The sequence below is a fragment of the Embleya australiensis genome (assembly GCF_051903075.1).
Taxonomy (GTDB): domain Bacteria; phylum Actinomycetota; class Actinomycetes; order Streptomycetales; family Streptomycetaceae; genus Embleya.
In genome coordinates, this window is record NZ_CP182422.1 from 5,260,410 (window position 1) to 5,286,686 (window position 26,277).

The following is a 26,277-nucleotide window of genomic DNA, read 5'->3' on the forward strand; positions in this document are numbered from 1 at the left end:
GGGTCCACTGCGTTCTATCTAGTGGGTGAGCGGGCGGCATGGGGCGCGGTTCGGTGGGTTGCCGGTCGCGCTCCGTGGTCGCGCCCGTATCCGGTACGGGAGGGTACGGAACGGAACGGCCGCCTGATCCGAGCGGGGCGCGGGCGACCTGCCGACACCGGCTCGGGGTGGGGCACGACACGTGGTGGAACGGATGTCTAGGAGACAGCAGGCCGATGGGATCCCCGGGTTCTGAGGAGCAGCAGTTGGCCGCCGCGATGCGCGGGGCGGCGACCGAATTGGTCCCACCTGCGGGGTTGGTCGCGGGCGGGATCGCCCGGGGGCGACGGATGCGCCGGGCGCGTCGGATGCGGATCGGCGCGTCGGCGCTGGCGGTGGTGGCGCTGGGCGGGGCCGCCGCGGTGGTGCTCCCGGGGATGGACGACGGCCGGTCGGCGGTACGGGCGACGTCGGGGCCGGCGGGCGTGCAGAGCGGTGCGCCCGGACCGAGTACGAGCCCTCCTCCCGACCCGGCGGCCGTTCCGCCGCCGGGCAAGGAAGCCGTCTCCCCGCAGGAGATCGCGCGGATCCTTCGGCAGACGCCGCTGGGCGGCAACATGCGGGACCCCAGCGGGGCCGGGATCGCGCCGAAGACGGGGGACCCGACTTCGGTGGGTGCGTTCGCCGTGATGCTGGTGGTGACCAACAAGGGAGCGGCGACGCTCACGGTGACGGTGCAGGCGAGCGGTCAGGATCCGGCGGGTGACGACTGCGCGGCGGTACGGAATGTGTACCGCCTCTGCGATGTCTTCGTGGAAGCCGACGGCACGCACGGCTACCTCGCGCAGACTCGGCCCGAGGGGCAGACCGTCGACCCCGGCGGCAAGGAACCCTCGGCATGGGCCGCGCAGGTGATCCGCCGCGACGGTGTGCGGGTTTCGGCGACGTCGACGTCGAGGTTCGACGCCGGGAGCGTGGGGATAGGGATGCCGGGGTACGCGATCGTGCCGATCAAGCAGCTTCGGGACATCGTGATGTCGCCGAGTTGGGCGCTCTGGGTCGATCCGGAGGTCAATCTGGCCGCGCGGGCGAAGATGCCCGATTTCCGGGCGCAGGCCCCGACCGGCACTCCTCAGACACCGCGGAATCGGGACCTGCCGGGCAGCACCGCGCCCCCGGCCGTGCCGACGGGTGAGCCCTCGCAGTTGCCGGACGCGGGTGGCGGGAGCGGGGGCGCGGGGCGGTAGGTGCCTGGTGCCTGGGGCGTTCAGCTCAGGCGGGTGCAGAGGAGGGCGTCCGGGGTGCCGGACGAGCCGACTCGGCGGATGAAGGCGACGCCGGCCGCGTACTCGTCGGCGTTGCACTGGCCCTTGTACGCACCGGGGGCGAACTCGCCGCCTGTGCCGTTGGGGCTGTTGGTGCCGTCGGTGCCGTTCGCCGGGCGGTTGTCGCCTCGGTCGAACCACAGGGTGCGGGCCCGGGTGCCGAGCGGGGCGCCGGCGGGTCGGGTGCACAGGGTCGCGGAGACGGTCGCGCCGCGCACGCTGTACCCGGTGATCGCCATGCCGGTGGGGCACTGGAGTTTGGTGTAGCCCGTTGCCCAGTCGTCGCGCACGTACGATTCGTCGCGCACCACCGTGGTGTCGGCATCCGGCGCGCCGAGGTCGGGGCCGCCGATCGTGGTGCACAGGCCCCGGTTGCCGGTGTGGGCCAGGCCGATGATCCGCTCGCCGTCGGGGCATACGCCCTTGCGGGCACCGGAGTCCCAGTCCGGTCGGGCGCGCATGCGCAGAGACGGTTGGGCGTCGGTGCTGCCCAGGTCGAGCATGTTCCACCGGGCGGACGGGGCGATCGGGCCGGTGCGGCCGGCGGCGCCGATCAGCCTGGTCCAGGCGGCGGCGCGCCAGTCGTTCGGGTCGTCGAGGATGCCGCTGCGTACGCCGTTGGGGTCGTAGCGCAGGAGGGCCCAGGAGTCTCCCCGGCCGTTGCCCTTCCAGCCGAGCAACGGCCAGTAGGCGAAGTCGAGATCGCGTGCGACGAGGTAGTCGGTGAAGTTGGTGAACCAGGCCCGCGCGGCCGGGTCGGTCTCCTCCGCGCCGGTGCCGAACTCGCTGATCCAGACGGGGGCGGTGTGGTGTTGCCCGTCGGTGGTCACGTATTGCGCCGACCGGTCTATCTCCGCGAACAGTTGATCACGCGTCAGGTCCTGGTAGCGGGCGTCGTGGGTCTCGCCGGTGCCGTACGCGCCGCTGTGGTTGGGGCCGGTGTACCCGTAGAAGTGCGCCGAGTAGACCAGCTTGTTCGGGTCGACGAGGGTGTGCGACAGGGTGCGGACCGGAGTCAGGGTCGGGCGGCCGTGCGGCAGGCCGTCGAGCGGGATGCCGGTCCAGTTGATGCCCTCGACGATGATCAGCAGATCCGGGTTGGCCTCGGTGAGGATGCGGTTGCCCGCCAGGAGGGAGGCGGCCTGCCAGTCCTTGTCGTTGCCCCAGCCCCAGTTCGGGTCGTCGGTGATGTTGCGGCGGACCTCGTTGTACAGATCGGCGCCGACGACCCGCTTGTTGGTTCGGTAGCGGCTTGCCATGGTGACCCAGTCGTTGGCCCAGTCGGTGGTGCTGCGCGAGGTGTTCCAGCGTTCGTTGCCGTCCAGGCCGCAGCACCAACGGGTGGTGCCGGTGTGGTTGTTCAGCACGACCGCGAAGCCGTCGGCGGTCAGTGCGGCGACCACGGCGTCGAAGACCTGGAGCGGGGTCTTGCCGCGCAGTCCCGGGTTGGCGGCGACTGCGGCGTCGGGCACGGGGGTGCTCGCGTGCACCATTTCGTTGGAGAAGGGCAGGCGGACGCTGTTGACGCCGACCGCGTGGAAGCCGGCCAGGATCGACGGCAGGCTCGCCCGGTCGAGCCCGAGCGGCATGCCGTTCGCGTTCTCGCCGCCGTGGTGGTTGGCGGGGTCGGCGATGTCGCCGGAGCCGTTCCAGGTGCCCTGGGCGCCGCTCCAGTTGGCGGAACGCAGCTTGAACCGTTGACCGTTGGCGTCGACGATCCAGCGGCCGCTGGTGGAGAGGGGGGCGGCCCAGGAGGCGGCGGTAGGGGCGGAGTGGGTGGCCGGGGTGGCGGCGCGGGCTTCGGTGGCGGCGTCGGCTTGGGTGGTGCTCAGGAGGCCGCCGGTGAGCGCGGCGACGGCGGCGCACGCGACGAGAGCGGCGCGGACGAGCGGTCGATGCCGGTTGCGGTGCATGAGTACCTGCCTCGGTCAGGGGTTTCGGGACCGCCCCGTGCAACCGCCCTACGACGAAAGCACCGGCAGCCCCGCCTCAACACCCGCATCCACGCGGCCCCGGCCAACCAGCCCGGCCCGCGAAGCAGCGGACGAGCCGCGCCCATGCCCATGCACGGCCACAGCCGCTAGACCCTCCCACCCCACCCCAACGAACTCCAGCCCCACCCAGCCCCCCAAGCCACCCGCCCCAGCCAGCGCCCCGCCTCCCTCGCCCCCGCCACCCCACCACGTGACCACCCCCACCCCAACCCGGCACGACGCACCCCCACAGATTCGGTAGGCTGTCCTCTCACATCCGGGCGCATAGCTCAGTTGGTTAGAGCACTGCTCTTACAAAGCAGGGGTCGACAGTTCGAGTCTGTCTGTGCCCACCCGAAACGAAGCCCAGGTCAGCCCGCTGACCTGGGCTTATCGCTGTCCGTGACGGTGAGTTCGCCCGCTTGAAGGCCGTCCGGAGTGCCGTGCGTGCACGATATCCCAATGCGGACCATGTCCACGGTTGGCGGCTGGCGGCTGTCCGGCGTCAAGAGGATTTCGAGACTGAGCGCCAATGGGGGAGCAGCGGACTTTTCATTCGCTGGGTTCGGGACTCAGCCTCGTGCGACTCGCCCGCATAGGATCGGCTATAGGCTCCTGAGCTGCAGTTTTCGGGAACGCGGTTAACTTTGACTCCCAAAATCCAGGGCGGAACCAGCCGCTGCGTGCCCGAGGGGAGCCCGGCGCTCCGGGCAACATTGCACGTACGAACCCGGGCCCATATCAGTTGAGCCGCGCCTTCTTACGCTGCGTCACGCGAGAGTTGTCGCCCTCACCACCGGGGCACCCACGATGAGTGGACTCACCGACACCCAGAGGGTCTGGGCAGGTCCTCGCGGTGGTCGGGGCCAAGAGCTGCCGCCTACAGGTCGAACGTGCCGGCGTGGCTCCTGGTGGAGCGCGCGCTGTACATCGCCGGCGTCGCGATATCGGTTCGCCGTGGACGGCCGATCGTTCTGGGACATCCGCCTCGGTGCCGGAGCCGTAATGGAGCCCCTTGGAGAAGCCCTGTCCATCGACGATCTCCGATGGTAGAAGTGGGCTGCGGCGTGTACATGGGGAATGGCGCAGCGGGGGGCGGAGTGGACGCGTTATCGCAGGGCGATGGTCCGAGAAGCGCGGACGGTGTGTCGGTGTCGCAGTATGTGCCGCCGCCGTCGGTCGTGCCGCACAACCAGTTCGACAGCCGGACACCCCTGCAGCAGGTCTTCTACTGGACGCCGGAGCAGTGGGAGCAGTTCACCTGTGAGTGGGTCCGCATGCGCAGGGACGAGTTCGGCTACCTCGGCGTCGAGGTCCTGGGCGGGACCAACGACCGCGGCGCCGACGTCGTGGCCTTCATGAGCGAGCAGCGGTTGAACGGTGTCTGGCACTGCTACCAGTGCAAGCACTACACGGACGACCTCACGCTCGACGACGCGCTACCCGAGATGATCAAACCATTCGTGGCGACGCTGGACACGAGCCGGACGCTCCCCGCCCGGTACATTTTCGTGGCGCCGAGGATCCATCCTCGGCTCAAGGACACGGTGCTGACCCCGGCCGCGCTCAAGGCCCGGTTTCTCACGTACCTGGGCGGACGGACCAAGCCGGTCGCCGCATTGTCCCCGCAGACCCGGGCGGACGTACGGGCATTGGCGGAGAGCACGGACTTCTCGATGTTCTGGACCGTGAACCTGGACGAGGTCCTGGAGATCTACAGCAAGTCGCCCTTGTTCGCCTCCCGCTTCAACCTGCCGCCCACCGGCAAGCCCCGCAAGCTCCTTCCCCCTCCTGAGCCCCAGGTCAATGAGGCGCGCTACCTCCAGCAGCTTCTGGACGTTTATCAGGAGAGATTCGGCGAGGACATCGCGACCGTGCAGCACGCCTTCGAGCACCCCGATTCGGGAGAGCACCTTGGGCGGCAGCGGGTGGCGTTCTTCGACTCGGAGGCCCTGCGCATGTACGCACGCGAGAGCATCGCGGGGGACACGTACGAGGAGTTGAAGGACGACGTGCTGACCAACCTGATCGAGGTGGCCGCCATCGACTACCCCTCAGGCTGGGACCGCCTCCAGCAGGTACTCAAAGCCTCCGGGCAGCTGAGCCTCACCGGGTCGCCCCTGCTGCACCTTTTCCGCAACAGCCAGCGTCAGGGCATGTGCCACCAACTGGCGAACGTCGACAAGCTGCTCTGGTGCAAAGGAGGTGGCCGATGAACCCGCTCAACAGTTCGATTGAGGTGGGGATGCGGACGTTGGTCCTGCTGGCCCGCAGCCATCCTCACCCCTTGGACCTGTCCTGGCTGGTGGTCCTGGACCACGTCATGCTGCACAGCAGCCAGTTCGACGGTCCGCCCAGCCTCCATCCACGCTTGCCCGCCCAGCCTGGCGAACTCGGCATGAAGCGGCAGGTGATACAGGAAGGACTGGAGGTGCTGCTGCGAGCCGGCCTGGCCACGGTCGAGGCGACCGGTGACGGGCTCGTCTACCAGGTGACCCAGCGCGGCTCGGGGTTCGTCGGCATCCTGGAGGCCCCGTACATCGGCGAGCTGCGTCAGCGCGCGCGGTGGGCCGTAGAGCAGTTCGCCGCCACCACGGACGCGGTGGCGGCCACGCGCGACATCACCACCCGTTGGCACGAGGAATTCACCGCCGAAACACGGCGCTTGGAGGCCGGCCATGGCTAACTTCACCTTGACACATCTGACGTACGCCGGTGCGGGCCTGCCCACGGCCAGCGTGGAGTTCGACCCCAAGTTCACGGTGATCTACGGCTCCTCCAACACAGGCAAGACGTTCCTTGTCGACTCCATCGACTACATGCTCGGCGGTCATGTCCGTCCCTCGATCCCGCGCGCCGAAGGATACGGACAGATCCTGCTCGGCCTGCTGCTCCCCGATGGCACACCCCTCACGCTGGTCCGCAAGCCCGGCGGCAAGAGCATTCACGTACACCATGACGACCTGAGGGAGCTGTCCCATGCCACTCCCGAATCGATCGTCTCGGCCCGCAGGATCCGCAGTCGTCGTGACATCTCGCACTACCTGCTCAGCAAGCTGGGACTGGACGACACGTACGTCCGCACGAACGAGGGGGGCAACACCGACCTGCTCAAACTTGCCGACCTGACTCACCTCAGCGTGGTCACCGACACGCGCATGATCGATACGAATCCGCCCTCGCAGCGCGCGCGCGGCACGGCGGTCAGGACCAGAGCGCGTTCGGTCATGAAGCTGATGCTGACCGGCGAGGACGAGGCCCCGGCGAGCAAACTTCCCAACTCCACTCAACGGCGCGTCCAGCGGGGCAAGATCAATCTGATCGATTCGCTGGCACTGGACCTGCACGCCAAACTCTCCCGCGACCAGACCCCCAACGAACTGCGAGATCAACTGGCGCGGTTAGAGGAAAGCCTCAACGACATGGCACGCTCGCTGGCCGGCGAGTCCGAGCAGCAGGCCCGAGCCGTCGCCGCTCGTACACAACTGGCCGAGAAAGAAGCGGAGTTGGAGTCACGCACAGGTGAGGTGCTCGACCTGCTGGCGCGATTCGACATCCTGCGTCAGCAATACGAGACAGACCTCGCTCGACTGGAGATGGTCAGCGAGGCGGGCAATCTGCTGGGCTACTTCCGGGTCGGCCGCTGCGTCTTCTGCGGGGCGGACCCCGAACACCAGCAGGCCCAGCACGGCCATCAGGAGACCACTCAACTTCACGAAGCCGTGCTCGTCGAGTCTGCCAAGACTCACTCCCTTCTTGCCGACCTCCGGCTGACTATCGAGGGACTGGAAGGCCAGCGCGACGAACTGGCCGAACATCGAACTGCCCTGAGCGCGCAGGCGGCCGAGGCCGACCAAGCCCTGAGGCAGATCGAAGCGCGACTGACCCCTCTCCGCGACCGACTGCAGGACACTGTCGACCAGCGGCTGCGCATCGAACGCGACCTGGAACTGCGGGCCCGGCTCGATGAACTGGAAGAGCACCGCTCCCAGTTGGTGGCCCAGGGCGCCCTGCCGTCCAAGCGGCGGGAATCCCTGATCGCGGGAAGAATCCTGTCGTCGTTCAACGACCTCTTCCAACGCGCCCTGGATTCCTGGCGGATCCCGGAGGTGGAGAACGCCGGCTACGACCCCTACAGCGGGGATGTCAGTGCCGGCGGAACGGCACGCGCCAGCCACGGCCGGGGCATGCGCGCACTTCTGCACGCCGCGTTCACCATTGCCTTGGTTCGCTACTGCCTGGACCGCAGACTCCCACACCTCGGCTTCCTCGTCTTGGACTCGCCTCTGGTGACGTACAAAGAGCCGGACTACGACGCCGACCGCATCCCCCCGAACGTGATCGACCATTTCTACCGCTCGTTCCTCGCCTTCCCCGGCCAGGCGATCGTTGTCGAGAACGCGACGCCGCCCCCGGACGTTCTTGAGCATGCACGGATCGTCACCTTCAGCGGAAGCGGAGCCCGTCCCGGCTTCTTCCCTGCCCGCCCCGTCGCCGCCAACCGGACCTGAGCCACAACCGACCTGTCGGTGGGCTATGGCTGAGCTGCGGGCGTCCAACGATCATGGCGGGCAGGGTGCTCGGTTGTATTCACCCGTGAGGTTGCCGCTTTCGAGCAGCGCGTCCGATGCCCGCCTTCGAGGGGCCGGGTGAACCCGCCGACGGCTGAGGTGCGCCCTCCCCCGTACCCACCTGTGGCGCTGCGTATGGCCGTACCTGTCGCGTGCCCGTTCGCCACCTGCGTCGGCGCGGCCGGGGCGGGCGGTCGGCAGCGCGGTCCGAGTCCGTGATGGTCCCGGTCCGTGGGGGGGAGGGGGCGTGGGTCGGCTGTGTCGGGGTGTGGTGTTGGTGGGTGGTTCACAGGGTGGTGATCTGTGCGGTGACGATGCCGGTCTGGCTGGTGACGCCTGTGGTGGTGAGGCATTGGAGGGGGTCGGGTGCGGTGAGGACGGTCGTGACGAGGGCGGTGCCGCCGGTGAATTGGCCGGCGGTGACGGTGCCGGTTCCGATGACGGTTTCGACGCCCGCGGCGATGACGTCGGTGTAGGTCAGGGTCAGGACGCTGGTGTGGCCGTTGTTCCAGGTGATGGTGTAGGTGCCGGAACCGGGTCCGGCACCGAGGCAGGAGGCTCCGGGGAGGGTGGTGGTGTTGGTGCTGGCGCCGGCGGTGAGGGTGGCGTCGGTGGAGAGGCAGGAGGTGAGGGTCTCGGCCTCGTTGTAGGTGACGGTGCGGGGGGTGAATGTGAGGCCGGGGCTGTAGGTGACGGTGCTGCTGCCGGTGCAGGTGGTGGAGTCGGCCGCGTGGGCGGTGGGTATCGGGACCAGGGCGATGATCGCGGCCGTCAGTGCGGGCACGGCCAGGCGACGCGTGGTGCGGAGCGACCGCCGGGCGGGGCGGTGGGTCGGACTGGGTGACATCGGTTCCTCCCGGGTGTGGGCTCCGGTCGACGCGTGGCCGTTCCGGGGTGGGGGGTATCGGTGGGCGGGGTGTGCGGTGCCGGGCGGGCCCGGTGTTCGGGGCCGCCCGGCCGTTCGTGTCGTGGTGCCGCTTGCGTGGGTTGCCGGTCGCGTGTGTGGTGCGGGGGTCAGGGGCAGGTGGCGAGGATGATCGAGACGACGGTGCAGGTGCGGGATGCGTGGTCGTTCGCGGCGTTGTTGTCGGTGGGGGCGGATGCGGTGCGGGTGGCGGTGACGGTGACCTGGCCGATGGTGAGCAGGCCGATCGGCAGGCGGAACGTGGAGACGGCGCTCGCGCCGTTGGCGATGGCGCCGTACGTGCAGGTGACGCTGCCGGGGGCGGAGGTGCAGCCCGGGGACGGGTTCGTCGCGGTCTTCCCGGCGGGCAGTGTCGCGGTGAGGGTGGCGGAGGTGACGGCGCCGGGGCCGTTGTTGTGCGCGGTGACCGTGTAGGACAGGTACGGCACGAGGATGCCCAGGTGCGGTTGCGCGGTCAGGGAGACGGCGATGTCCGCGTTCGCGGGCGGCGGGCCTGCGGCCCAGTTGGTGAAGTTGCGGGATCCGGTGCCGGCGGCGAGGACGGAGGTCTTGCCGGTGCCGTCGGGGTTCATCGTCCACAGGGCGCCGCCGCGCGTGAAGGCGATTTTGGTGCCGTCCGGTGCCCACAGCGGTGCGTTGGAGGTGATGGCGTCGTTGGAGATGTTGGTCTGGCCGGTGCCGTCGGCGTTCATGACGTACACCTGGCCGGCGCCCATGCCTGCGCGCTGGTTGTAGGCGATCCGGGTGCTGTCGGGCGACCAGTTCGGGGCCCCCGCGAGGGTTCCCGGGGGGTTGGTGGTGAGTTGGGTGGTGCCGGTGCCGTCGGGGTGGACGGTGAAGATGTTCCCCGACAGGGTGAAGGCGATCCTGGTGCCGTCGGGGGACCAGGCGGGGCTGTTCGCGTTGGTGTTGGTGCCCAGCACGGTGGCGCCGGTGCCGTCGGCGTTGACGACGACCAGGCCGCTGTCGAACGCCGGGTACACGATCTTGGTGCCGTCGCCGGAGAAGCTCGACCGGTCGTCGAAGTTGCCGCTCCCGACCTGGGTGACGCCGGTGCCGTCGGCGTTCATCGTGTAGACGCCCTGGCCGTCGGTGAACCGGTTGAAGACGATCTTCGAACCGTCGGGCGAGGACGCCGGGTTGGAGTCGTCGTCGGCGGTGTCGGTGATCTGTGTGGCGCCGGTGCCGTCTGGGTTGACGGCGTAGATGTCCCGGTTCCCGGAGACGTCGTCCGAGTAGTAGATCTTCCCGTTGGTGCCCGGGAAGGAGGCGTGCGCCGGTGTCACGGCCGCGGTCAGGCCCGCCAGGGCCAGCGCGAGGACCGCGGTCAGCGAGGCGATCCGGCGGGCCGGGGCCCTGCGTGGGCCGCGGGCCGGTAAGACGGTGACGGTGTCGTGTGGCATGCGGTTGCCTTCCTCTGTGGTGCGACGGATGCGACGACGGCGGCCGGGCAACGCCCCCGCGCACGGGGACGAACGCGCCTCACGACGGATGAACGCGGTGAAACCCCGAGTCGCCGGACACGACGGGGCCGCGCACGGACGCCCCGAACATCGGGCTTGCGTACGCGGATCGGCGCGCACGTGCCCCGGGCACGGTGCGACATGCCACCGGGCCCTCGGCGGGTGCGAGGAATTGCACGAGACCCCCCTCGTGGGACGCCTGCTCGTCCGACCTCACGGCCGGAACGAGGGCACCTCCCCTATTCCTTGCACAAGGTCCGCACCGATAGGGGGCGATTGCCACTACCCGAACCACGTCTCGACGCAAATGGCCTGTTTCGTCACCGGCGCCGGAATCCGCTGGCCGGTATCCCACCGGGAGGGCCCGTCGGAAGGATCGAGGATCGCCACGCACGATCGGTACAACGCGACGTACCCGCCGACCCGAACACATCGATCGGGACCGAGGAATGACATACACGTTCGGCGATCACGCCGGGGCGGCCCGGTCGGGCACGCGACGTCCGCCCGACCGCGACCGCGATCGGACGGATTCACGAATGCGCCATCGTCGGTGCCCCGATCCACCCGATCGGCGTCGGCGTCGTCATCCGGGTGCCGCGTGACTCCGATCACCGCCGGCGGGCGGGGCCCGGGAACCGCGGGTGAGGCGGGCGCGAATCGGCGGCGCGACGTCCACCTGCGGGACGGTGACGCGTATCGATTGCCGTCAGCCCCCGGCCGATTCCCCCCGGGTGCCCGATATCCCGATGCGGACCGTGTCCACGGCTGGCGACTGTCCGGCATCAAGAGGAGTTCGAGACTGAGCGTGGAGTTGAAGCCGCCCGACTCGATCGGCCGATCGTCGTCGTGTGGACACGCTCGCGTCGGGTCGTCACGGATCCGCGGCCCGGATCGGACGGGCTTCCACACCCCGTCCCAGACTCGCCCAGCCGACCCCAGGCGGGGCGAACGGCGGTGTGCCGCAGCGCCCGGCCGAGGGATGACTCGGTCGACGATGGGCCCCGAACTCTGCCGGGATGCGGCACTGCGGGCGGGGCGTCGTCGTCGCGACAGTGTCCCTGGGCGCGGACAGCCCGTCCGGGCCGTGACCGGGGATGAGGAGCGTGTGATGACCGACAAGTTTCCGGGGTTCGATCTGGTGCTTCGTGGCTATGACCGAAACGCGGTCGATCGCTTTTTGTGTGGGGAGGACGGTGGCCCGTTGGGAGAGCCGCCCCGGTTCGCGATCGTCCGACGTGGCTACGACCGCGACCAGGTCGAGGAATTCATCCGGGACCTGCGCGCGCGTGTGGGGCGTGGTGAGCCGAGCGTCCCCCTCCCGGGCGTCGACCGGTGATCCGACGGCGAAAGACTTCGTGACGGTGCCGGGGCCGGCCGACCCCGGGCGTTCCACGACGTCGGGCGGTTGCCTCGGCACCGGATCGGAGCGGTGCGGACGACGGTTCGGCGAGCGACTTATGCGAGTTGGCGATCCCGCCGGCGATCGCGACGCCCGCGGCTTTCGTCTGGGGCTCCCGCCGGCCCGGGTGTGGGTGACGGTGCTTCGGGTCGTGTTCCTCAAGGCTGTTGCGGGGCCGGTCCGGGTGACACGGACGCGAGAGCTGCCGTGGAAACGCGAGTTGGTATTCCTGGCGGCCCCGTTGCGTGCCCGAGGCGACCAGGTGTGGCGGGTGCCGGACTTCCACACGCACCGACTGTGGCATTGCTCGCCCCGGGCCGGTCCGCGCCTCAGGACGTCCGGTGGGCGATGCCGGACGACGTGAACGGGGTGCGGAGGTGGTACTGGCGACATGTGGGACCAGGGACCACTCGCGCGCTCCTTGTGCTGATGCTCGCATTTGCCCTCGCCACGGTTTCGCGGTGAGGAAGGGGAGGCGCCCGAGATGGCCGTCGAGCCGGCAGGACGGCCGAGCGGGCGGTGCCGGCGGATGGCGAGTCCCGCGAGGTGATTGCCTACTCCCGGCAGCGAAGGGGGACTTGACCGTGTCGATGTGCGTCTGTCGTCTCCGGGTCGAGAACGTGTAGGTTCCTCCTCGGTGTGCCGGGAAGCCTGGTCGGCGGTCAACAGAACTCCCTTCGTCGATCGGGGGCTTGTCGTGGTGCTCATCGCCGTGTTCGGTGTCGCGCTGCTGGTGGCGGTGTTGTTGTCGGGTTTGGCCGCGCGGTCGGTGTTGTCCACGTCGTTGCTGTTCCTGGGTGGGGGTGCCCTGGTCGGTGACGGTGGTCTGGGGCTGATCCACATCACCCCGGACAGCACGATCGTCTCGGTCACCGCCGACCTGGCGTTGTTCGCGGTGTTGTTCACCGACGGCATGCACGTCTCCTTCCCCAAGCTGCGCACCACCTGGCGCAACCCCGCCCGGGCGCTCGGCCTGGGCATGCCGTTGGCCTTCGTCGGCATGGCGTTGGCCACGCACTACCTCGTCGGACTGGACTGGACGACGTCGTTCCTGGTCGGCGCGGTCCTGGCGCCGACGGACCCGGTGTTCGCGTCGGCGATCGTCGGGCGCAAGGAGGTTCCGGCCCGGTTGCGCGAGTTGCTCAATGTCGAGAGCGGCGTCAACGACGGGCTGGCCCTGCCGGTGGTCCTGCTGCTGATCGCCGCGGCCGGGCCGACCGCGCACTCCGCCGAGGCGTCGCCGGCGAAGATCGGCGCCGAACTGGTCGCCGGACTCGCCATGGGCGTCGTGCTGCCGCTGCTGGTCCACCTGCTCACCCGGTTCAGGCTGTTGGGCGCCGAACCCAAACTGCAGCCGCTGTTGCCGCTCGCGACGGGGGTGATCCTGTACGCGACCTGCCACCTCACGCACGCCAACCCCTACCTTGCCGCGTTCTCCGCCGGGGCCGTGACGGCGTCGATCTCGCCGGAGTCCAAGGCGGTGTTCGAGCCGCTCGGCGAGGCGCTGTCGGAGTTGGCGAAGTTCGCCGCGCTGCTGGTGTTCGGGGCGCTGCTGACCCCGAGCCTGTTCGGGGATCTGTCGGTGGGCGGTTACGTCGCGGTGGTCCTGGCGATCGTGGTGATCCGGCCGGCGTCGCTGCTCGTGTCGTTGCTGGGCACCGACATCGACCGGCGCGAGCGGTTGGCGGCGGCGTGGTTCGGGCCCAAGGGCTTCGCATCGGTCGTCTACGGCCTGCTGGTGCTCCAGTCGGGCATTCCGCACGGTGAGCAGGCATACACCGTGATCGCGGTGTGCATAGCCTTCTCGATTGTCGCGCACAGCAGCACGGACGTGCCCGTGGCTCGCGCGTTCGACGTCGAGGACCTGGTCGGCATCCCGGACGACGACGCCGCTCCGGTCCACGCGGTGGCCGTCGCGAAGCCGCACCCGCACACACCGGAAACCGGATCCGCCGCCGGCAAGACAGAAGGAGTTCGTGATGCGCGCACGTGACCTGGCCACCCAGTACCCGGTGGTGACGCTCGACGGCGACGCCTTGGACGCGGCCCGTCTGGTCGCCGAACAGCGCCTGCCCGGTGTCCTCGTGTTGGACGACAGCGGCGAGCCGTACGCGATCCTGCCCGCATCACGCCTGGTGGGCCTGCTGGTGCCGGGCTACGTGCTCGACGACCCGGCACTGGCGGCGGTGATCGACGAGCCGCACGCTGACCGTCTCTGCCGCGCTTTGGCCGGGCGCACCGTACGGGAGTGTCTGCCGCGCGAGAAGCCGGTGCCCTCGATCACCGGCCCCGACGCCACCGCGTTGGAGGTCGCCGCGCTGATGGCGCGCGAACGCAGTCCGCTGATCGCGGTGATCGATCGGCCGAACGAACGCCCGGCCGGCGGGCCCCGGCTTCTCGGCGTGATCACCGCGTCCCACCTGCTCGAACAACTGCTCGGGGTGACATGAGCGACTGGCACAGCTGGGCGGCTATCGCCGTCTTCGTCGGCACGTACGCACTGATCATCAGCGAGAAGATCCATCGGGTCGCCGCCGCGATGGGCGGCGCCGGCCTGATGCTCGCCGTCGGCGCGACCGACGACGTCTCGGCGTTCTACTCCCAGGACAGCGGCATCGACTGGAACGTCATCTTCCTGTTGCTGGGGATGATGATGATCGTCGGCGTGCTGAAGAAGACCGGCATGTTCGAGTATCTGGCGATCTGGTCCGCGAAGAAGGCTCGCGCGAAACCTTTCCGGGTGATGGTGATGCTGATCGTCATCACCGCGGTCGCCTCCGCGTTGCTGGACAACGTCACCACGGTGTTGTTGGTGGCGCCGGTGACGCTGCTGATGTGCGAACGGCTCGCCCTGCCCTCGGCGCCGTTCCTGATCGCCGAGGTCATGGCCGCCAACATCGGCGGCGTCGCGACCCTGGTCGGCGACCCGCCCAACATCATCATCGCCAGCCGCGCCGGACTGACCTTCAACGACTTCCTGGTCCACCTCGCCCCACTCGCCGCCGTCCTGGTACTGGTGTTGATCGGCCTGTGCCGGGTGATGTTCCGCGGCACGTTCGTCTACGACGAGGATCGCGCCGCGGAGATCATGGCCCTCGACGAGCGCGAGGCGATCCGCGACCCACGCCTGCTGATCCAGGGACTGGTCGTCCTCGCCCTGGTCGTCGCCGGATTCGTCCTGCACCCGGTCCTGCACTACGAGCCCAGCATCGTCGCCCTGCTCGGCGCCGGCGTGCTCATCGCGGTTTCCACCGTCGAGACCAACGAGGTGCTGGGCGAGGTCGAATGGCCCACCCTCGCGTTCTTCGCCGGCCTGTTCGTCATGATCGGCGGCCTCATCGACACCGGTGTCATCGACCAGGTCTCCCAATCCCTGTCCGACCTGATCGGCGACGACGAACAGGGCGGCGCCCAGATGATGCTCGGTGCCTCCGCCGTCCTGTCCGGCGTCGTCGACAACATCCCGTACGTCGCCACCATGGCCCCCATCACCGTCGACCTGGTCCACGACGTCGGTGACAGCGGTGGCCACGTCATGTGGTGGGCCCTGACCCTGGGCGCGGATCTCGGCGGCAACGCCACCGCCATCGGCGCCAGCGCCAACGTCGTCGTCCTGGGCATCGCCGAACGCAACCGCCAACCCATCACCTTCTGGCAGTTCACCAAATACGGCCTGATCGTCACCGCCGCAACGGTCGCCGTCTCCTCGCTCTACCTGTGGACGCGCTACGACCTGCTCGCCTGAAAGGACCCCTCGACTCCAGCCGAGGACTCCCCACCGGCCGCCGCCTGCGGCGCCCCGAACTCGACGCCGTGCGCGAGCAGGGCAACACGCCGCCGAAGCCGGCTACGGATCACGCGAGATCCTCAACTTCCACCTCGGCGAAACCCGCAAAACCTGGACCCCTCTGCCCGGCATCGCGCGTGCGACGAACAACACCCGGGCCGCCCCACCGGCGCCGACGTCATGACGCCCGGGAGGTCCACCGAGGTCGACGCGGCGCGCGGTGAGCAGCGCGAGGTCGACCGCGTTCGCGTCCGGCGGGGACAGGGTTCGCAGGTCTCGGCGCGCTCTGGCCTGGTCGGCGAGGATTGCCGCGTCGTGGGCGTCGGACTTGCCCCCGCCGGGATAGGAGCTCGCGGCACTGTGCATGAATCGCCCGAGGAGGTAGACGAGTTGCCGGCCTCGGTCGTGGAGCAACGTCCGCAGCAGGTCGGTCGGGCCGTCCGGCAGGTCCACGATCCACACGGGATCGACGCCCAGCGTCGTCACGTCCGCGATCAACGCCCGCAGGTCGGCCTCGTCGTTGGCCACCCGACGGGTCAGCAGCGTGTTTTCGGGATCGTCGATCGCGACGCAGCGATGGTGAGTCCCGCCGATGTCCACTCCGACCCAGATCCCGGCCACCACGCATCCCCCTCCGAGCAAGAATTACCGAGGGGTGTCGCGAGGGGGCCGACCGCGTATCAGTGCCGACGATCCGGTCCACACATCCCAATCGGCGATGAGCCACCCGCCGAACACTTCGGACGGTCCTATCGCGCAAAGCCATCACAGCGGCACGTGCGTACAAGCCATGTCCGAAGAACGGAACCCGATCGGCACGTTACGAACCAAGCTTCGACTTCGCCACCACCACAATGCGGACTCTTCCCAATACGGATCGCTCATGAGGCATCAACAGGCTTGCTGCGATCAGGGCCATGGCGCGGGTTCGAAATCGTGGACGTCCAGGCTGGGCGGCCAGGATCGTCAGGGCGCATGGCGACAAGGCTGCGTAGCGGGGCCAGCATTCCCGCGTCTGCGGCTTTGACGGCGATACTTCGTGCACGCGGGCGTTGCCCGGCCTGGTCGAGGGCCTCGGCCAAGGCTGTGAGGATGGCGGGGGCGTGTGTTGTTCGTTTGCGTCCACAACGCCCGCCGCTCCCAGATGGCCGCCGGCTTCCTCGAACACCCGGGGAATGGCGCCATCGAGGTCCGCTCCGCAGTCTCGATCCCCGGTGACCAGGTCAATCTGGCGGCGATCGAGGCGATGAAGGAGGTCGGCATCGACATCTCGAACGCGACGCCAAAGGTCCTGACCGTCGGGGCCGTCCAAGCCTCTGACGTGGTGATCACCATGGGCTGTGGCGACGCCTGCCCGATCTTCCCCGGCAAGTGATACCTGGACTGGGCCCTGGACGACCCGGCCGGCCAGGGCGTCGACGCCGTGCGCCCGATTCGCGACGAGATCGAGCAGCGCATCCGCGTCTTGATCGGCGAACTCACCACAGACCAGGCATAGGACCCACTCGGAATCCGACGTGTTCGTCATGTTGCTCGCGCCGAGCCCCAGCCTGGTGCGGGCCTCACGATGACGCGGACCGGGGTCACCCTGCGGTGATCACGGTGGTGTGACGGACGTCGAATAATGCAAGCCCGGTGCTGGTGACTGCCGTTACCGTCGTGGCATGTCCAAGGATGCCGGAAATGGCTGTCCCGATCCGCGTCGTCTGATCGGGGGTTCGCGATGACCGAGTTGATCAGTCGTGCCACCCGCAGCAGCTTCCGGCACCTGATGACCGACAGTTACGTCGGTGCCATCGCGACCGCTTTCCAGGACGAGGAGTTCGCACCCAACCCCGACAGCACCTACGACGACCCGAGTATCCGTCGGCAGACCACCCAGACCTATCTGGAGTCCGTCGACTGGACCGACCCCGGCCATGTCGACCGGGTCCTGCGCGTGTTCGAGCGGTTGATCGACGGGTGGGAGGGTGACGCGACGGGGAGCCTGCGCAACTCGCTCCTGCGCGACGGCTACGCCACCCATCCCGAGACTGGGCACATCACCCCCGTCGGCGCGCGGTTGGTGGTGGGCAACCTTGCCCACCTCAAGGACGCGTCGGCGATCCGCGAGCAACTAGCCCGGATCCAGCGGGCCGTCCTGGACGATCCCGCGCTCGCGGTGGGCAGCGCGAAGGAGCTGATCGAGAGCACCGCGAAGGTCGTCCTGACCGAGCGCGGCGTCACCGTCGACGACACCATGGGCATACCCGCCCTGGTCAAGGAGGCGCAGCAGCTCCTAGACCTGCACCCCTCGTCCCACACGCCGGGCCCGGACGGCAGCGACGCCGTCAAGCGCATCCTCGGGTCGGTCTCGGGCATCGCGATCGGCCTCGCCGAGCTGCGCAACCGCGGCTACGGCCCCGGCCACGGCCCGGCCACCACCCGCGTGGGACTGAGACCCCGGCACGCGCACCTCGCGGTCAACGCCGCCCTGACGTGGTGTCAGCTCATGCTCGATACCCTCGCGGACCCTGAAGCACCCTGGCAGGCTCGTACCCGCGCCGAGGCAGACGCACAGGCGGGGCCGTGACGGCCAACGACCACACCGTCCCGCAGATGTACCTGCGCAGGTTTGCCGAACAGCGGCGCAATCGCGGGCACTTCACCATCGCGCGGAATGCCGAGGATCCGTCGGTGTGTTTTCCCACGAACGTCAGGAACGTCGCCGCGGTCAAGGGCTTCTACTGGGGCACCGCACCAGACGGCACCCTGCACCACGAGGCGGAGAGGGGTCTGTGCCGGATCGAGGCCGGCGCGGCGGGAGTCTTCAGCATGATTCTGGACGACGCCGAGTACGCGCTGCCGCGCCGCTGGCCCCTGCGTCCGGCGGACCGACGCAGGATGTCGTGGTGGATCGCGGCGCAACTCTTGCGGACCACCCGTCAGCGCAAGCGCCTCGATCACCTCAAGGCGGCCTCCGGTGGTGGGACACTCGACGCGCCGCCCAACATTCGGTCGGCGGCGGACAACGACGACCACCTGCGGTTCATCGAGGAGTACCTCGGGCCTTTGGCCTTCCTCGTCGACCAGCGGCCCTGGGGCGTCGGCGTCAGCGCCGCCTGCCTGATGAGCGGTGACGTGCCCGTGGTGGTCCTCAACGGCCAGGACTCCGACGACCAAATGCTCTCGGCGGCCCACCTGAGCATTCTCGTTCCCCTGGACCCGCACCGCTTCCTGTTCCTGCCGGACCTGGTGATGCAGCAAGAGGACCGGAACAAGCGGGTCGACCACCGCCTGAAGCTGGACGGTGGCATCGGGTTGATATTCAGCGTGGCGATCCACGACGCCGCCGACATCCACCTGTTCCAGCACCCGGCGCACAATCCCATGCGGCACCTGAAGCTGACCGGGCCTCGACTGCCTACGCCCTGGGTCGCCGGCGGGGATCACCCGTCCCCGTCCTATGCCGTCGCCTACGACGTGATGGCCCCGGATTTGACGGTCGACCGTCGCTTCGTCCGAGAGCACGACGATGACCGATCCCACACCTGATGAACGTTCACCACCGCTCGAATGCAGCCCGTGCTCCGTCGTGATTTCATCGTCGGCGCTGCCCTCACCGGGACGGCATCCGCCCTCGCCCCACCCACCGTTGCCGCACGCGCCCCAGCGTCGCGGCAGCCCGTGGATCCTGCGCTCGTCCTCTACTTCCGCGAGCAACTCCAGGGCCACTACCGGGCCGACATGCTCCTCGGCCCGCACCAGCTCGTCGCCACCGTCACCGCGCAGCACCAACTCATCTGCGAACTCTCCGGGTCGGCGGCCGGTGAACTCCGGCGGGATCTTCTCCGCGTCGGCGCTGCCTATGCCGCGCTCCTCGGGCGGCTGTACCAGGACGCTGGCGACCACCCGTCCTCGATCCGGTGGCGCGACATCACCCTCGACATGGCCCACCGCGCGCGGGACCACCAGCTCATCGGATACGCCCTCGCGAACAAGGCCTCGCTGCGCGTCGATATAAGGGACGGCGCCGGGGCAATCGACCTCGCGGACGCGGCGCTCGCCGACCCGCGATCTCTCACCCCCAAGGTGCGGGTGATCGCCTCCGTGTACGGCGCACACGGCCGCTCCCTCGGGGGCGACCGCGCTGGTGTCGACGCTCTCCTCGGTGAGGCACAGCAGCTCGTCGAACGCATCGACGACGACCTGCCCTGGGGTGACGCCTGCCGCCGTACCCCCGGATACATCGACGCCCAACGAGCGACCTGCTACGGCCGCATGCACGATCCCGACGCCATCGCCGAGGCAGACCGGGTGTGGACGCGCGTGCTCGGCGCGATGCCCGACGCACACCGCCGCGACGTCGCCGTGTCCAGGCCCGGCACGCGGCCGTCGCCGCCGCGGCCGGGGAACCGGAGCGCGCCCTCGACCTCGCCGAACGCGCGACGCTCGTCGGCACGTCGACCGGTTCCGCGCGCGCCCGCGCCGAACTCGCCCTCGTGCGGGACCGGATGCGCCCGTGGGTCGATCACGCATACGGGCGCGACCTCGCCGACCTGCTGGCTACGATCGGCCCGCATGGGGGTGGTGCACGTGGCTCCGACGCCGCTGACCAACGACGAAATCACCAAGTCGCTCGCCGAGTTGCCGGGCTGGACGCACGTGGGCGATGCAATCGAGCGCACGTTCACTCAGGCATACCACGAGACCCTGCACCTGGCGATGTACGTCGGTGCGAAGGCCCGCGAGATCCGACACCACCCCGACATCCACATCACGTGGCAGCGCATCAAGTTCTCCAGTACCACGCACGATCTCGGGGGCAAGTTGACGGACCGGGATTTCGTTCTCGCCCGGTGGATCGACCCGATTGTCGCGGGGCACGGCGCGAAGCCGATCGACTGACATGACGAAGCCGCCCCGCTTCCCTCGGGAGGCGGGGCGGACGCATGTCCGGCGCGAGGTCGACCGGCTCGGATTCCCGAACCGGCCACGTGCGACCGTGCGGGCCGCTACCGTCCCGCCATGGCCTGGACACCGCCCACACCACCCGCCGACCGGCCGCGACCGTGGTACATCCGCCACAAGGTCCGGACCGCGCTCATCGCGGTCGGCATGCTGCTCGTCGGGTTCTGGGCCATCGGGGTCACCGTGGGGGCGCCGAAGAAGCACAAGGATGCCCAGCCGGCGGCCACGTCTCCGGCGCCCGTCGTGCCGGCAACAACGGCCTTGCCGCCCGCGCCGAGCACGAAGGCAGCGCCCCCGGCGAAGACCCCCGCGCCCCCGCCGAAGGGAACGACGGCAGCACCCGCACCCGAGGCGACCACCCACACCGACCCGGCCGTGAAACCCGGCACTGCGTGCTACGGGCAGCAGTGGCCGCAGGCCGTGCCGAACGTTGTTGGCAAAGACCTGAGCACCGGCGCCGACCCCCTGCTCTGTTTCGAGGTCGCCGCAGCCACAGCCCCCGATGGTCACGATGTGATGAAGGACGCGGCGAACATCGCCTACCAGTGGACGGTCAAGTCGATGGAGCCGGCGGCCGGGACACCGGTCGAGCCCACCACACCGATCCGGCTGACCGTCACCCGCTGACCCGGCGTCGAGCCACACCGCGCACAAGGACTCGGCGACGACCCTGCGGACGGGCGGCTCTACTTCGAGGGGCAGAGTGGGTGAACCGGCCGCGCGAAAACCCCCGCCGCCGTGAGGCAGCGGGGGCTGTTCTGTGAACTCGGTCACGAGATTTTCGACATCGCCGCCACCCTCCCTGCCACCACAGGGAGGGGAACCCGCATGCGCGCCACCGTGACCTCGGCGAGATCACGGCTTTCGACAAGGCTGGCGACCCCCAACGACTGGTTCGACAGACCCGGCCAGTACTCATGCGATCTGATGACTACGAGATCGTCGATGTGGGGGGGGAATTACCGATGGGGTTCCTTGGCAAGCTGTTCGGGAGCATCGGCGCAGGATCGGGCCGGGCATGTCCTGACTGCGGCGAGTCCCTGTGGGCCGACTCGGGTGGAGGTCGATACGAATGCCACAACGGCGCATGCATGGGGTGGCGCGTCTACTTCGATGAAGGTGGCGTGCTCGTAGACCCATCGACCCGCAGCAAGAGCGGAGGCGGCAGCTGCGCGGTGTGTCAGTCCTCGCTCTCGGGCGGTACGTCGTATCTGCCCTACGAAGATGGCAACAACTCCGACGCCTACATCAGTTGCCCGTCTTGCCAACACCAGAACGTTCGCTACGGCTTCGGGGAGGACGATTAGGCCCTGCTCTTCATCGGCGTGAGGGCCTGGCCGACACACAAATAGGCCCCCCGCTGCCCGAAGGCAGCGGGGGGCCTATTTGTGTCATGCACGCTTCGGGCGCGTCTCCAGCCACGCGTACACCGACGCGAACAGGATGAAGAAGATCACGGCCGTTGCCAGGATCGTTGCGATCGGTGAGTCCTCGGTCGTGCTCGCGGCGATCACGTAGAACACCACAGCCAAGGCGAACACCACGGTGAAGTACCAGTCACGCGGCCGGTGGCGAGTCTTCGCCAGGTAAAAGAACGGCAACCACATCGCGAACCCGATCGACACGATCGGGATGAGCACCAACACCACGCGGCCCCACGTCGGAACCTCGTTGCGCGGGCGGGTGTTTCCGAACAGTTCAGCCATGTTGCCCCCAGGGTGAGGGGCCCGACGGTAGTGACCACCTGCCCACCCCGAGGGCATTTTCGCGAACTTCACACCGGGTGCTGGGACAGGCCCGGGGGCGGCCCCGGAGGTGGTGGCGGTCACCCTTGGGGGTGGCCGAGGATCGCAACGACGAGCACACCGTCGCCGAGGTCGAACGAGTCGTTTGGCGGTCACCATGAGGGGGTGACCGAGGATCGCAACGTGGATGAATGGCGCTGCTGAGACGCGGAGATCGGTCGTGGCCGAACATCGCAACCCTGTTGGGATGAGGGTGTGAGCAGTCCCGAGCCGCGTCGTAGTCCGGGGTCGATCCACTCGACGAACCTTCCCCCGGCACCCGGTCGGGCGCCGGGGGCCGCCAACGGCTCGTTCAGGATGGCGAGGGTGCCTGGAGGCGGATATCCCGGGTCGGCGCATCGCGTCGCTCTTCACCACGATTGGCAGCTGGATCACCTGTTGATTCCTCAACTGTCGAGCGCCCGCGATGAACCATCCCTGCCCGAGGAGATGGAAAGGTTCCGGATTCATCGGTGGCCAGGGCGGCGGCGAGAGCTATGCGGGAAACCCCCCGCGCGGCCGAGGAGTTGACTGGTAGAGCATCGTCCTGGGAATACGTGAACGGGGGGCGGTCGTGACCACCACGCGCCGGATCATCGATGGACGCTACGAACTGCTCGAACGCCTCGGCCGTGGCGGTATGGGGGAGGTTTGGACTGCCCACGATCCGAGACTCCTTCGGACCGTCGCCGTCAAGCTGTTGACCAACACGGAAGACGCGCGGGCCGAGGAATTGTTCGTCCGGGAAGCCGAATCGGTGTCCAGGTTCAACCACCCCAACGTTGTGACCGTCTACGACGCCGGCGGAGGCAACGGACACGAGGTCATGTACCTCGTGATGGAACGACTCCAGGGCCACGACCTGGCCCACGTGCTCCGAGGGGAGCCACTTGCTCTCGAACGGATCGTCGATTGGATGTCCCAGGTCTGCGACGGACTCCAGGCCGCACACAAGATCAAGCTGATCCACCGCGACCTCAAGCCGGCGAATCTGTTCCTTACCGTCGAAGGTCGCATCAAGATCCTCGACTTCGGCCTCGCCCGTACCTACGCGGCTCTCACCGCAACCGCCAGTTCCACGATCGGTACGCCCCAGTACATGCCACCCGAGCGTTGGCGTGGACGCCTGGGCGATCACCGTGGCGACCTCTATTCGCTCGGCTGCGTCCTTTACGAACTCCTCACCGGCAAGCCACCTTTCCACTATCTCCAGGGGACCGGCCACATGTGGGCCCATCTCGAAGAACACGTGACACCGCCCCAGGACATACGCCCGGAAATCCCGGCGGAGCTGGCCCAGTTGGTTCTCGAACTCTTGGCGAAAGAACCAAACGATCGCCCCTCGGACGCAGCCGCGGTACGGAACCGGCTGGCTTCTATCGGCGACCAACTCCGACGATTCGACGAGCCCCTTGGTCTCGCACGTGCCTTGGCGACCGCAGGAGACTTCGACCGTGCGGAACAGCTCTACCGGCGCGCGGTCAGCGACGGTGTTCCCGAGGCCCCGCTCGAACTGGGTCTCTTCTTGGCACAGGCGGGTCGTATCCAAGAAGCCGAGCACTGCCTGCGGTTCGCGTGCGCCCAAGGAGACCCGGAGGCAGCCACCTGGATCGCGTACTTCGCGATGCAATTCGGGCGATTGGAGGAAGCCGAGCGCTTCCTACGGATCGCACTCGCCGGCGGTGACCCGAACGCAGCCCACAACCTGGCGCTGCTGCTGGCGCAACAAGGCCGTGACGAGGAAGCAGAGAATCTGTACCGCACTGCGCTCGACAGCGGGCACCCCCTCACACCCAACGACTTCGCGAACCTCTTGGTGAGCCTGGGACGCGTCGAGGAGGCTGAACACCTGTACCGAGCCGCCATTGCCGAAGGCCACCCGCATGCGCCTACCAATCTTACGATCCTCTTGATCGATCTCGATCGCGAAGAGGACGCAGTGAAGGTCTGGAAGGAAGCGCTCGCGGCAGGAAACGCGCACGCTCACCGAGTGCTTGCGGGGGTCATGGGCGGCTTGGGGCACGACGGGAGTGACTTGGACGCCGTCCTTGCCGCGCTTGCCGTCAACGACCCCCAAGCCCTGCGGATACTCGCGGAAGTCACGGCGCGTCTCGGAGTCTCGGAGGAGATCGCGCGCCTGTACCACGCCGATCCCGGCACGGGCGATCCCCGCCAGTAGCTCGGCAGGAGCGCTCGCGTAGGTGGTTCCGCGCTCTCTCCACGACGTGATGCGCCCCGGAAGAACCCTGGGGCGCATCACGGAAACCTCCGACCAGCGCACGGAATATTCCAATGCGGTTCCCCATCAGCGCAGGTGGCACAGCGAAATTCAGCTGGTCCTCGGCCAATTCCAGCTGGGGCGGTGCCGACGCAGCGCAGCCCGATTGTGGATGTCCCTCGCTAGCCCTCCAGATCGAACTGACGGAGCCGTTCAAGGTCACGTCGGGTGCATCAGGATGACCGACGAGGACGGCCCAGAGCACCACGGGATCCGCAAAACGCTTTCTTTCAATGAACGAACCGCCCGGCCCAACATGGTGGGCGAGACGACCGTGTCCGCGCCCGACGCTACGGTGGGGTGATCGGTTTTGCCGAGCCTCGTTCACATCGTGGGGTGGGCTGAATGATCGACGCCCGGAGCGGCGTGTGGTGGATGGATGGACACCCGGAGAGGCGGGTCTCGGGAACGCTCACGCGCGAGACGGATCACTGGCGTCTGGATGTCATCGGCACACTGCCGTGGGAGCCGAAGGCAGACGACAGCGTCGCGATGGTTCCGTCCGTGACGATCTACGGTGCTTGCCTGGGCAGGCGATACACCCTTGTCAGCGCTCACTCCACGCTGTACCGCAGCCCGGGCCGACGGTTCGACGTACCCTTCGACGAGCGGGACGGGGCGGACGACCAACATGCCCAACGTTGGTGGTCCCATTCGCTTCTGGAAGGTGACGCTCTTTCCGAGGACGCCCTCTATGAAGCCGCGATGTTCGAGGTGACCGGCCTGTCCACCTGGTGGCCCCGCGGTGGTCTGCGAGGCCCCCGGGGAGCCCGCACAGAAGAGGACTATCACGCTCCCGAAGCCACCGTAGTGGACTGCGGGGATGGTCTTACGGTCACCATCTTCGCGGACCTCGTGGGCACCACGGGGCCACGCGTCCGGTCACTGAGGGAACTCGTCGCCATCCAGGTTGAACGCGAAGCCGGGTTCACGCTTGAGACCTTGGCGCAGCGGATCATCATGCCGTTGCGATCACTGATCTCGATCGCCTTCCACGAGCCCGTGTACGAGTTCGACTGCAGGCTTCAACCGCTCGCCTACCGAGGGCCGGACTCTCCGCTCGCGCACCGCACTCTTCCCGTCAGCGTCGATCCCGAGGTCGTCGACGCAGTCGCAGCCGAGGGCGAACTGCGGGGTTGCACGCCGACATTCACGGCGGACGACGTCGACGTATCGGTGCTGATCCCGAAATGGTTGCGTCTCGCCGAGGACCACATCTTCCCCGTCACAGTTGCCCAACCGCACAAGCAGCGCGGCACTCTGCAGACAATGGTCGTGGAGGCCGTGAACGCGGCCGAGACCCTCCATCGGGGCCTGCACGCCGCCGTCGCCGAGAGCGACACGTTCACGAACAGGGTGTGGGAAGCCCTCAAACTGACCGGTCTCAACCGCAAGGACCGCGACAGGATCCGTTCCGCGATCAGATCGAACGGGCCGTCTCTGGAGAAACGGCTCGCGGAACTTGCCAACGACTTGGGCGAGGAATTCTGTGAGTGGTTCTTCGACGGCCGGGTCGCCGAGTGGGCGCTCGTCGCCGCCTCCATACGCAACGCCCTCAGCCACGGCTATGGAACCGACCACCGTTTGGAGTGGGAAGCGGGCGTTCTCGTCGGCGTCCACGAACTCACGCTTTCGATCATCCGCCTGCGCCTCCTGGTCGAGGCTGGGCTTCCGCGCGGGGCCCACCTGATCGACATGGTTGCCAAGGACCCCTCGTATCGAGCCCGGCGGAATCAGCGTGTTGTGGACTGGCGGCAAGCAGCTGCCGCGTTCCGCGGATGACGAGGAGGCGTTGGTTCGAATCTCCTTGACCGAGGTTGGAGGACCTCAGCGATCCCCA

The 26,277-nt window shown here is 68.4% G+C and carries 19 protein-coding genes, 1 tRNA gene and 1 pseudogene; 16 read left to right on the forward strand and 5 right to left on the reverse strand.

The genetic code is table 11. From position 1 onward, the window contains the following. Positions 1–215 precede the first annotated feature (215 nt). Positions 216–1,226 carry a hypothetical protein gene (locus tag ACMXN5_RS22930; RefSeq protein ID WP_439676759.1) on the forward strand — a complete coding sequence of 337 codons (1,011 nt, stop codon included), beginning with the start codon at positions 216–218 and terminating at the stop codon, positions 1,224–1,226. Between the two features lie 20 nt (positions 1,227–1,246). Here ACMXN5_RS22930 and ACMXN5_RS22935 read toward each other — a convergent pair whose 3' ends face one another. Next, complete coding sequence (locus ACMXN5_RS22935) at positions 1,247–3,217, reverse strand: glycoside hydrolase family 5 protein (protein ID WP_439676760.1); 1,971 nt, start codon at positions 3,215–3,217, stop codon at positions 1,247–1,249. Positions 3,218–3,556: 339 nt separating this feature from the next. On the opposite strand from ACMXN5_RS22935, the gene ACMXN5_RS22940 reads away from it, so the two are divergent. The 4 genes from ACMXN5_RS22940 to ACMXN5_RS22955 all read left to right on the forward strand — a co-directional run bounded on the left by ACMXN5_RS22940 (position 3,557) and on the right by ACMXN5_RS22955 (position 7,788). After that, a tRNA-Val gene (locus ACMXN5_RS22940) sits at positions 3,557–3,630 on the forward strand. 798 nt (positions 3,631–4,428) lie between these two features. Further along, a complete protein-coding gene (locus tag ACMXN5_RS22945) occupies positions 4,429–5,493 on the forward strand; it encodes an ABC-three component system protein (RefSeq protein ID WP_439676761.1) in 1,065 nt (354 codons plus the stop codon). Beyond that, on the forward strand, positions 5,490–5,963 hold the full coding sequence (locus ACMXN5_RS22950; RefSeq protein ID WP_439676762.1) for an ABC-three component system middle component 2: 474 nt from the start codon (positions 5,490–5,492) through the stop codon (positions 5,961–5,963). The genes ACMXN5_RS22945 and ACMXN5_RS22950 overlap by 4 nt, the downstream gene beginning before the upstream one ends. Further along, a complete protein-coding gene (locus ACMXN5_RS22955) occupies positions 5,956–7,788 on the forward strand; it encodes a hypothetical protein (protein ID WP_439676763.1) in 1,833 nt (610 codons plus the stop codon). The genes ACMXN5_RS22950 and ACMXN5_RS22955 overlap by 8 nt, the downstream gene beginning before the upstream one ends. A gap of 346 nt (positions 7,789–8,134) precedes the next feature. Here ACMXN5_RS22955 and ACMXN5_RS22960 read toward each other — a convergent pair whose 3' ends face one another. Then, positions 8,135–8,695 carry a hypothetical protein gene (locus ACMXN5_RS22960; RefSeq protein ID WP_439676764.1) on the reverse strand — a complete coding sequence of 187 codons (561 nt, stop codon included), beginning with the start codon at positions 8,693–8,695 and terminating at the stop codon, positions 8,135–8,137. A 167-nt stretch (positions 8,696–8,862) separates the two neighbouring features. Next, positions 8,863–10,176 carry a hypothetical protein gene (locus ACMXN5_RS22965; RefSeq protein WP_439676765.1) on the reverse strand — a complete coding sequence of 438 codons (1,314 nt, stop codon included), beginning with the start codon at positions 10,174–10,176 and terminating at the stop codon, positions 8,863–8,865. 1,171 nt (positions 10,177–11,347) lie between these two features. Here ACMXN5_RS22965 and ACMXN5_RS22970 point away from each other — a divergent pair. The 4 genes from ACMXN5_RS22970 to ACMXN5_RS22985 all read left to right on the forward strand — a co-directional run bounded on the left by ACMXN5_RS22970 (position 11,348) and on the right by ACMXN5_RS22985 (position 15,383). Continuing rightward, the gene (locus ACMXN5_RS22970; protein ID WP_439676766.1) at positions 11,348–11,575 is read left to right on the forward strand and encodes a hypothetical protein; all 228 of its coding nucleotides are present in this window, start codon (positions 11,348–11,350) and stop codon (positions 11,573–11,575) included. A 760-nt stretch (positions 11,576–12,335) separates the two neighbouring features. Next, positions 12,336–13,631, forward strand: coding sequence for a cation:proton antiporter (locus ACMXN5_RS22975; protein ID WP_439676767.1), 1,296 nt, complete (start codon positions 12,336–12,338; stop codon positions 13,629–13,631). Next, complete coding sequence (locus tag ACMXN5_RS22980; protein ID WP_439676768.1) at positions 13,618–14,088, forward strand: CBS domain-containing protein; 471 nt, start codon at positions 13,618–13,620, stop codon at positions 14,086–14,088. The genes ACMXN5_RS22975 and ACMXN5_RS22980 overlap by 14 nt, the downstream gene beginning before the upstream one ends. Then, positions 14,085–15,383 carry an SLC13 family permease gene (locus tag ACMXN5_RS22985; protein WP_439676769.1) on the forward strand — a complete coding sequence of 433 codons (1,299 nt, stop codon included), beginning with the start codon at positions 14,085–14,087 and terminating at the stop codon, positions 15,381–15,383. Before ACMXN5_RS22980 ends, ACMXN5_RS22985 begins: the two co-directional genes overlap by 4 nt. Positions 15,384–15,485: 102 nt before the next feature. On the opposite strand, the gene ACMXN5_RS22990 is transcribed toward ACMXN5_RS22985, so the two are convergent. After that, on the reverse strand, positions 15,486–16,046 hold the full coding sequence (locus ACMXN5_RS22990; RefSeq protein ID WP_439676770.1) for an IS110 family transposase: 561 nt from the start codon (positions 16,044–16,046) through the stop codon (positions 15,486–15,488). Between the two features lie 484 nt (positions 16,047–16,530). On the opposite strand from ACMXN5_RS22990, the pseudogene ACMXN5_RS22995 reads away from it, so the two are divergent. The 5 genes and pseudogenes from ACMXN5_RS22995 (at position 16,531) to ACMXN5_RS23015 (ending at position 21,002) form a co-directional block, all read left to right on the forward strand. Next, positions 16,531–16,923, forward strand: a pseudogene (locus ACMXN5_RS22995) (arsenate reductase ArsC). Positions 16,924–17,148: 225 nt separating this feature from the next. Next, the gene (locus ACMXN5_RS23000) at positions 17,149–17,997 is read left to right on the forward strand and encodes an abortive infection family protein (RefSeq protein WP_439676771.1); all 849 of its coding nucleotides are present in this window, start codon (positions 17,149–17,151) and stop codon (positions 17,995–17,997) included. Beyond that, positions 17,994–18,959, forward strand: a complete 966-nt coding sequence (locus tag ACMXN5_RS23005) for a DUF4238 domain-containing protein (protein WP_439676772.1) — start codon at positions 17,994–17,996, stop codon at positions 18,957–18,959. Before ACMXN5_RS23000 ends, ACMXN5_RS23005 begins: the two co-directional genes overlap by 4 nt. Positions 18,960–19,091: 132 nt before the next feature. Continuing rightward, entirely contained in the window at positions 19,092–20,312 is a 1,221-nt protein-coding gene (locus ACMXN5_RS23010) for a 4a-hydroxytetrahydrobiopterin dehydratase (protein WP_439676773.1), read from the forward strand. 210 nt (positions 20,313–20,522) lie between these two features. Next, positions 20,523–21,002 (forward strand): hypothetical protein, encoded by a 480-nt coding sequence (locus tag ACMXN5_RS23015; protein WP_439676774.1) that lies wholly within the window; start codon positions 20,523–20,525, stop codon positions 21,000–21,002. 764 nt (positions 21,003–21,766) lie between these two features. Here the strand turns inward: ACMXN5_RS23015 and ACMXN5_RS23020 are convergent. After that, positions 21,767–22,081: a hypothetical protein gene (locus ACMXN5_RS23020; protein WP_439676775.1), complete on the reverse strand. Its 315-nt coding sequence runs from the start codon at positions 22,079–22,081 to the stop codon at positions 21,767–21,769. Positions 22,082–22,733: 652 nt separating this feature from the next. On the opposite strand from ACMXN5_RS23020, the gene ACMXN5_RS23025 reads away from it, so the two are divergent. After that, positions 22,734–24,338 (forward strand): tetratricopeptide repeat protein, encoded by a 1,605-nt coding sequence (locus tag ACMXN5_RS23025; protein WP_439676776.1) that lies wholly within the window; start codon positions 22,734–22,736, stop codon positions 24,336–24,338. A 444-nt stretch (positions 24,339–24,782) separates the two neighbouring features. After that, positions 24,783–26,219, forward strand: a complete 1,437-nt coding sequence (locus tag ACMXN5_RS23030; protein WP_439676777.1) for a HEPN domain-containing protein — start codon at positions 24,783–24,785, stop codon at positions 26,217–26,219. The last annotated feature ends 58 nt before the right edge of the window (positions 26,220–26,277 follow it).

Coding starts and splice junctions, on each gene's coding strand:
- ACMXN5_RS22970 (WP_439676766.1), top strand. CDS start 11,348: ATGACCGACAAGTTTCCGGGGTTCGATCTGGTGCTTCGTGGCTATGAC.
- ACMXN5_RS22935 (WP_439676760.1), bottom strand. CDS start 3,217: ATGCACCGCAACCGGCATCGACCGCTCGTCCGCGCCGCTCTCGTCGCG.
- ACMXN5_RS22930 (WP_439676759.1), top strand. CDS start 216: ATGGGATCCCCGGGTTCTGAGGAGCAGCAGTTGGCCGCCGCGATGCGC.
- ACMXN5_RS23015 (WP_439676774.1), top strand. CDS start 20,523: ATGCTGCTCGTCGGGTTCTGGGCCATCGGGGTCACCGTGGGGGCGCCG.
- ACMXN5_RS22950 (WP_439676762.1), top strand. CDS start 5,490: ATGAACCCGCTCAACAGTTCGATTGAGGTGGGGATGCGGACGTTGGTC.
- ACMXN5_RS23020 (WP_439676775.1), bottom strand. CDS start 22,081: ATGGCTGAACTGTTCGGAAACACCCGCCCGCGCAACGAGGTTCCGACG.
- ACMXN5_RS22960 (WP_439676764.1), bottom strand. CDS start 8,695: ATGTCACCCAGTCCGACCCACCGCCCCGCCCGGCGGTCGCTCCGCACC.
- ACMXN5_RS22955 (WP_439676763.1), top strand. CDS start 5,956: ATGGCTAACTTCACCTTGACACATCTGACGTACGCCGGTGCGGGCCTG.
- ACMXN5_RS22980 (WP_439676768.1), top strand. CDS start 13,618: ATGCGCGCACGTGACCTGGCCACCCAGTACCCGGTGGTGACGCTCGAC.
- ACMXN5_RS22965 (WP_439676765.1), bottom strand. CDS start 10,176: ATGCCACACGACACCGTCACCGTCTTACCGGCCCGCGGCCCACGCAGG.
- ACMXN5_RS22985 (WP_439676769.1), top strand. CDS start 14,085: ATGAGCGACTGGCACAGCTGGGCGGCTATCGCCGTCTTCGTCGGCACG.
- ACMXN5_RS23030 (WP_439676777.1), top strand. CDS start 24,783: ATGATCGACGCCCGGAGCGGCGTGTGGTGGATGGATGGACACCCGGAG.
- ACMXN5_RS23000 (WP_439676771.1), top strand. CDS start 17,149: ATGACCGAGTTGATCAGTCGTGCCACCCGCAGCAGCTTCCGGCACCTG.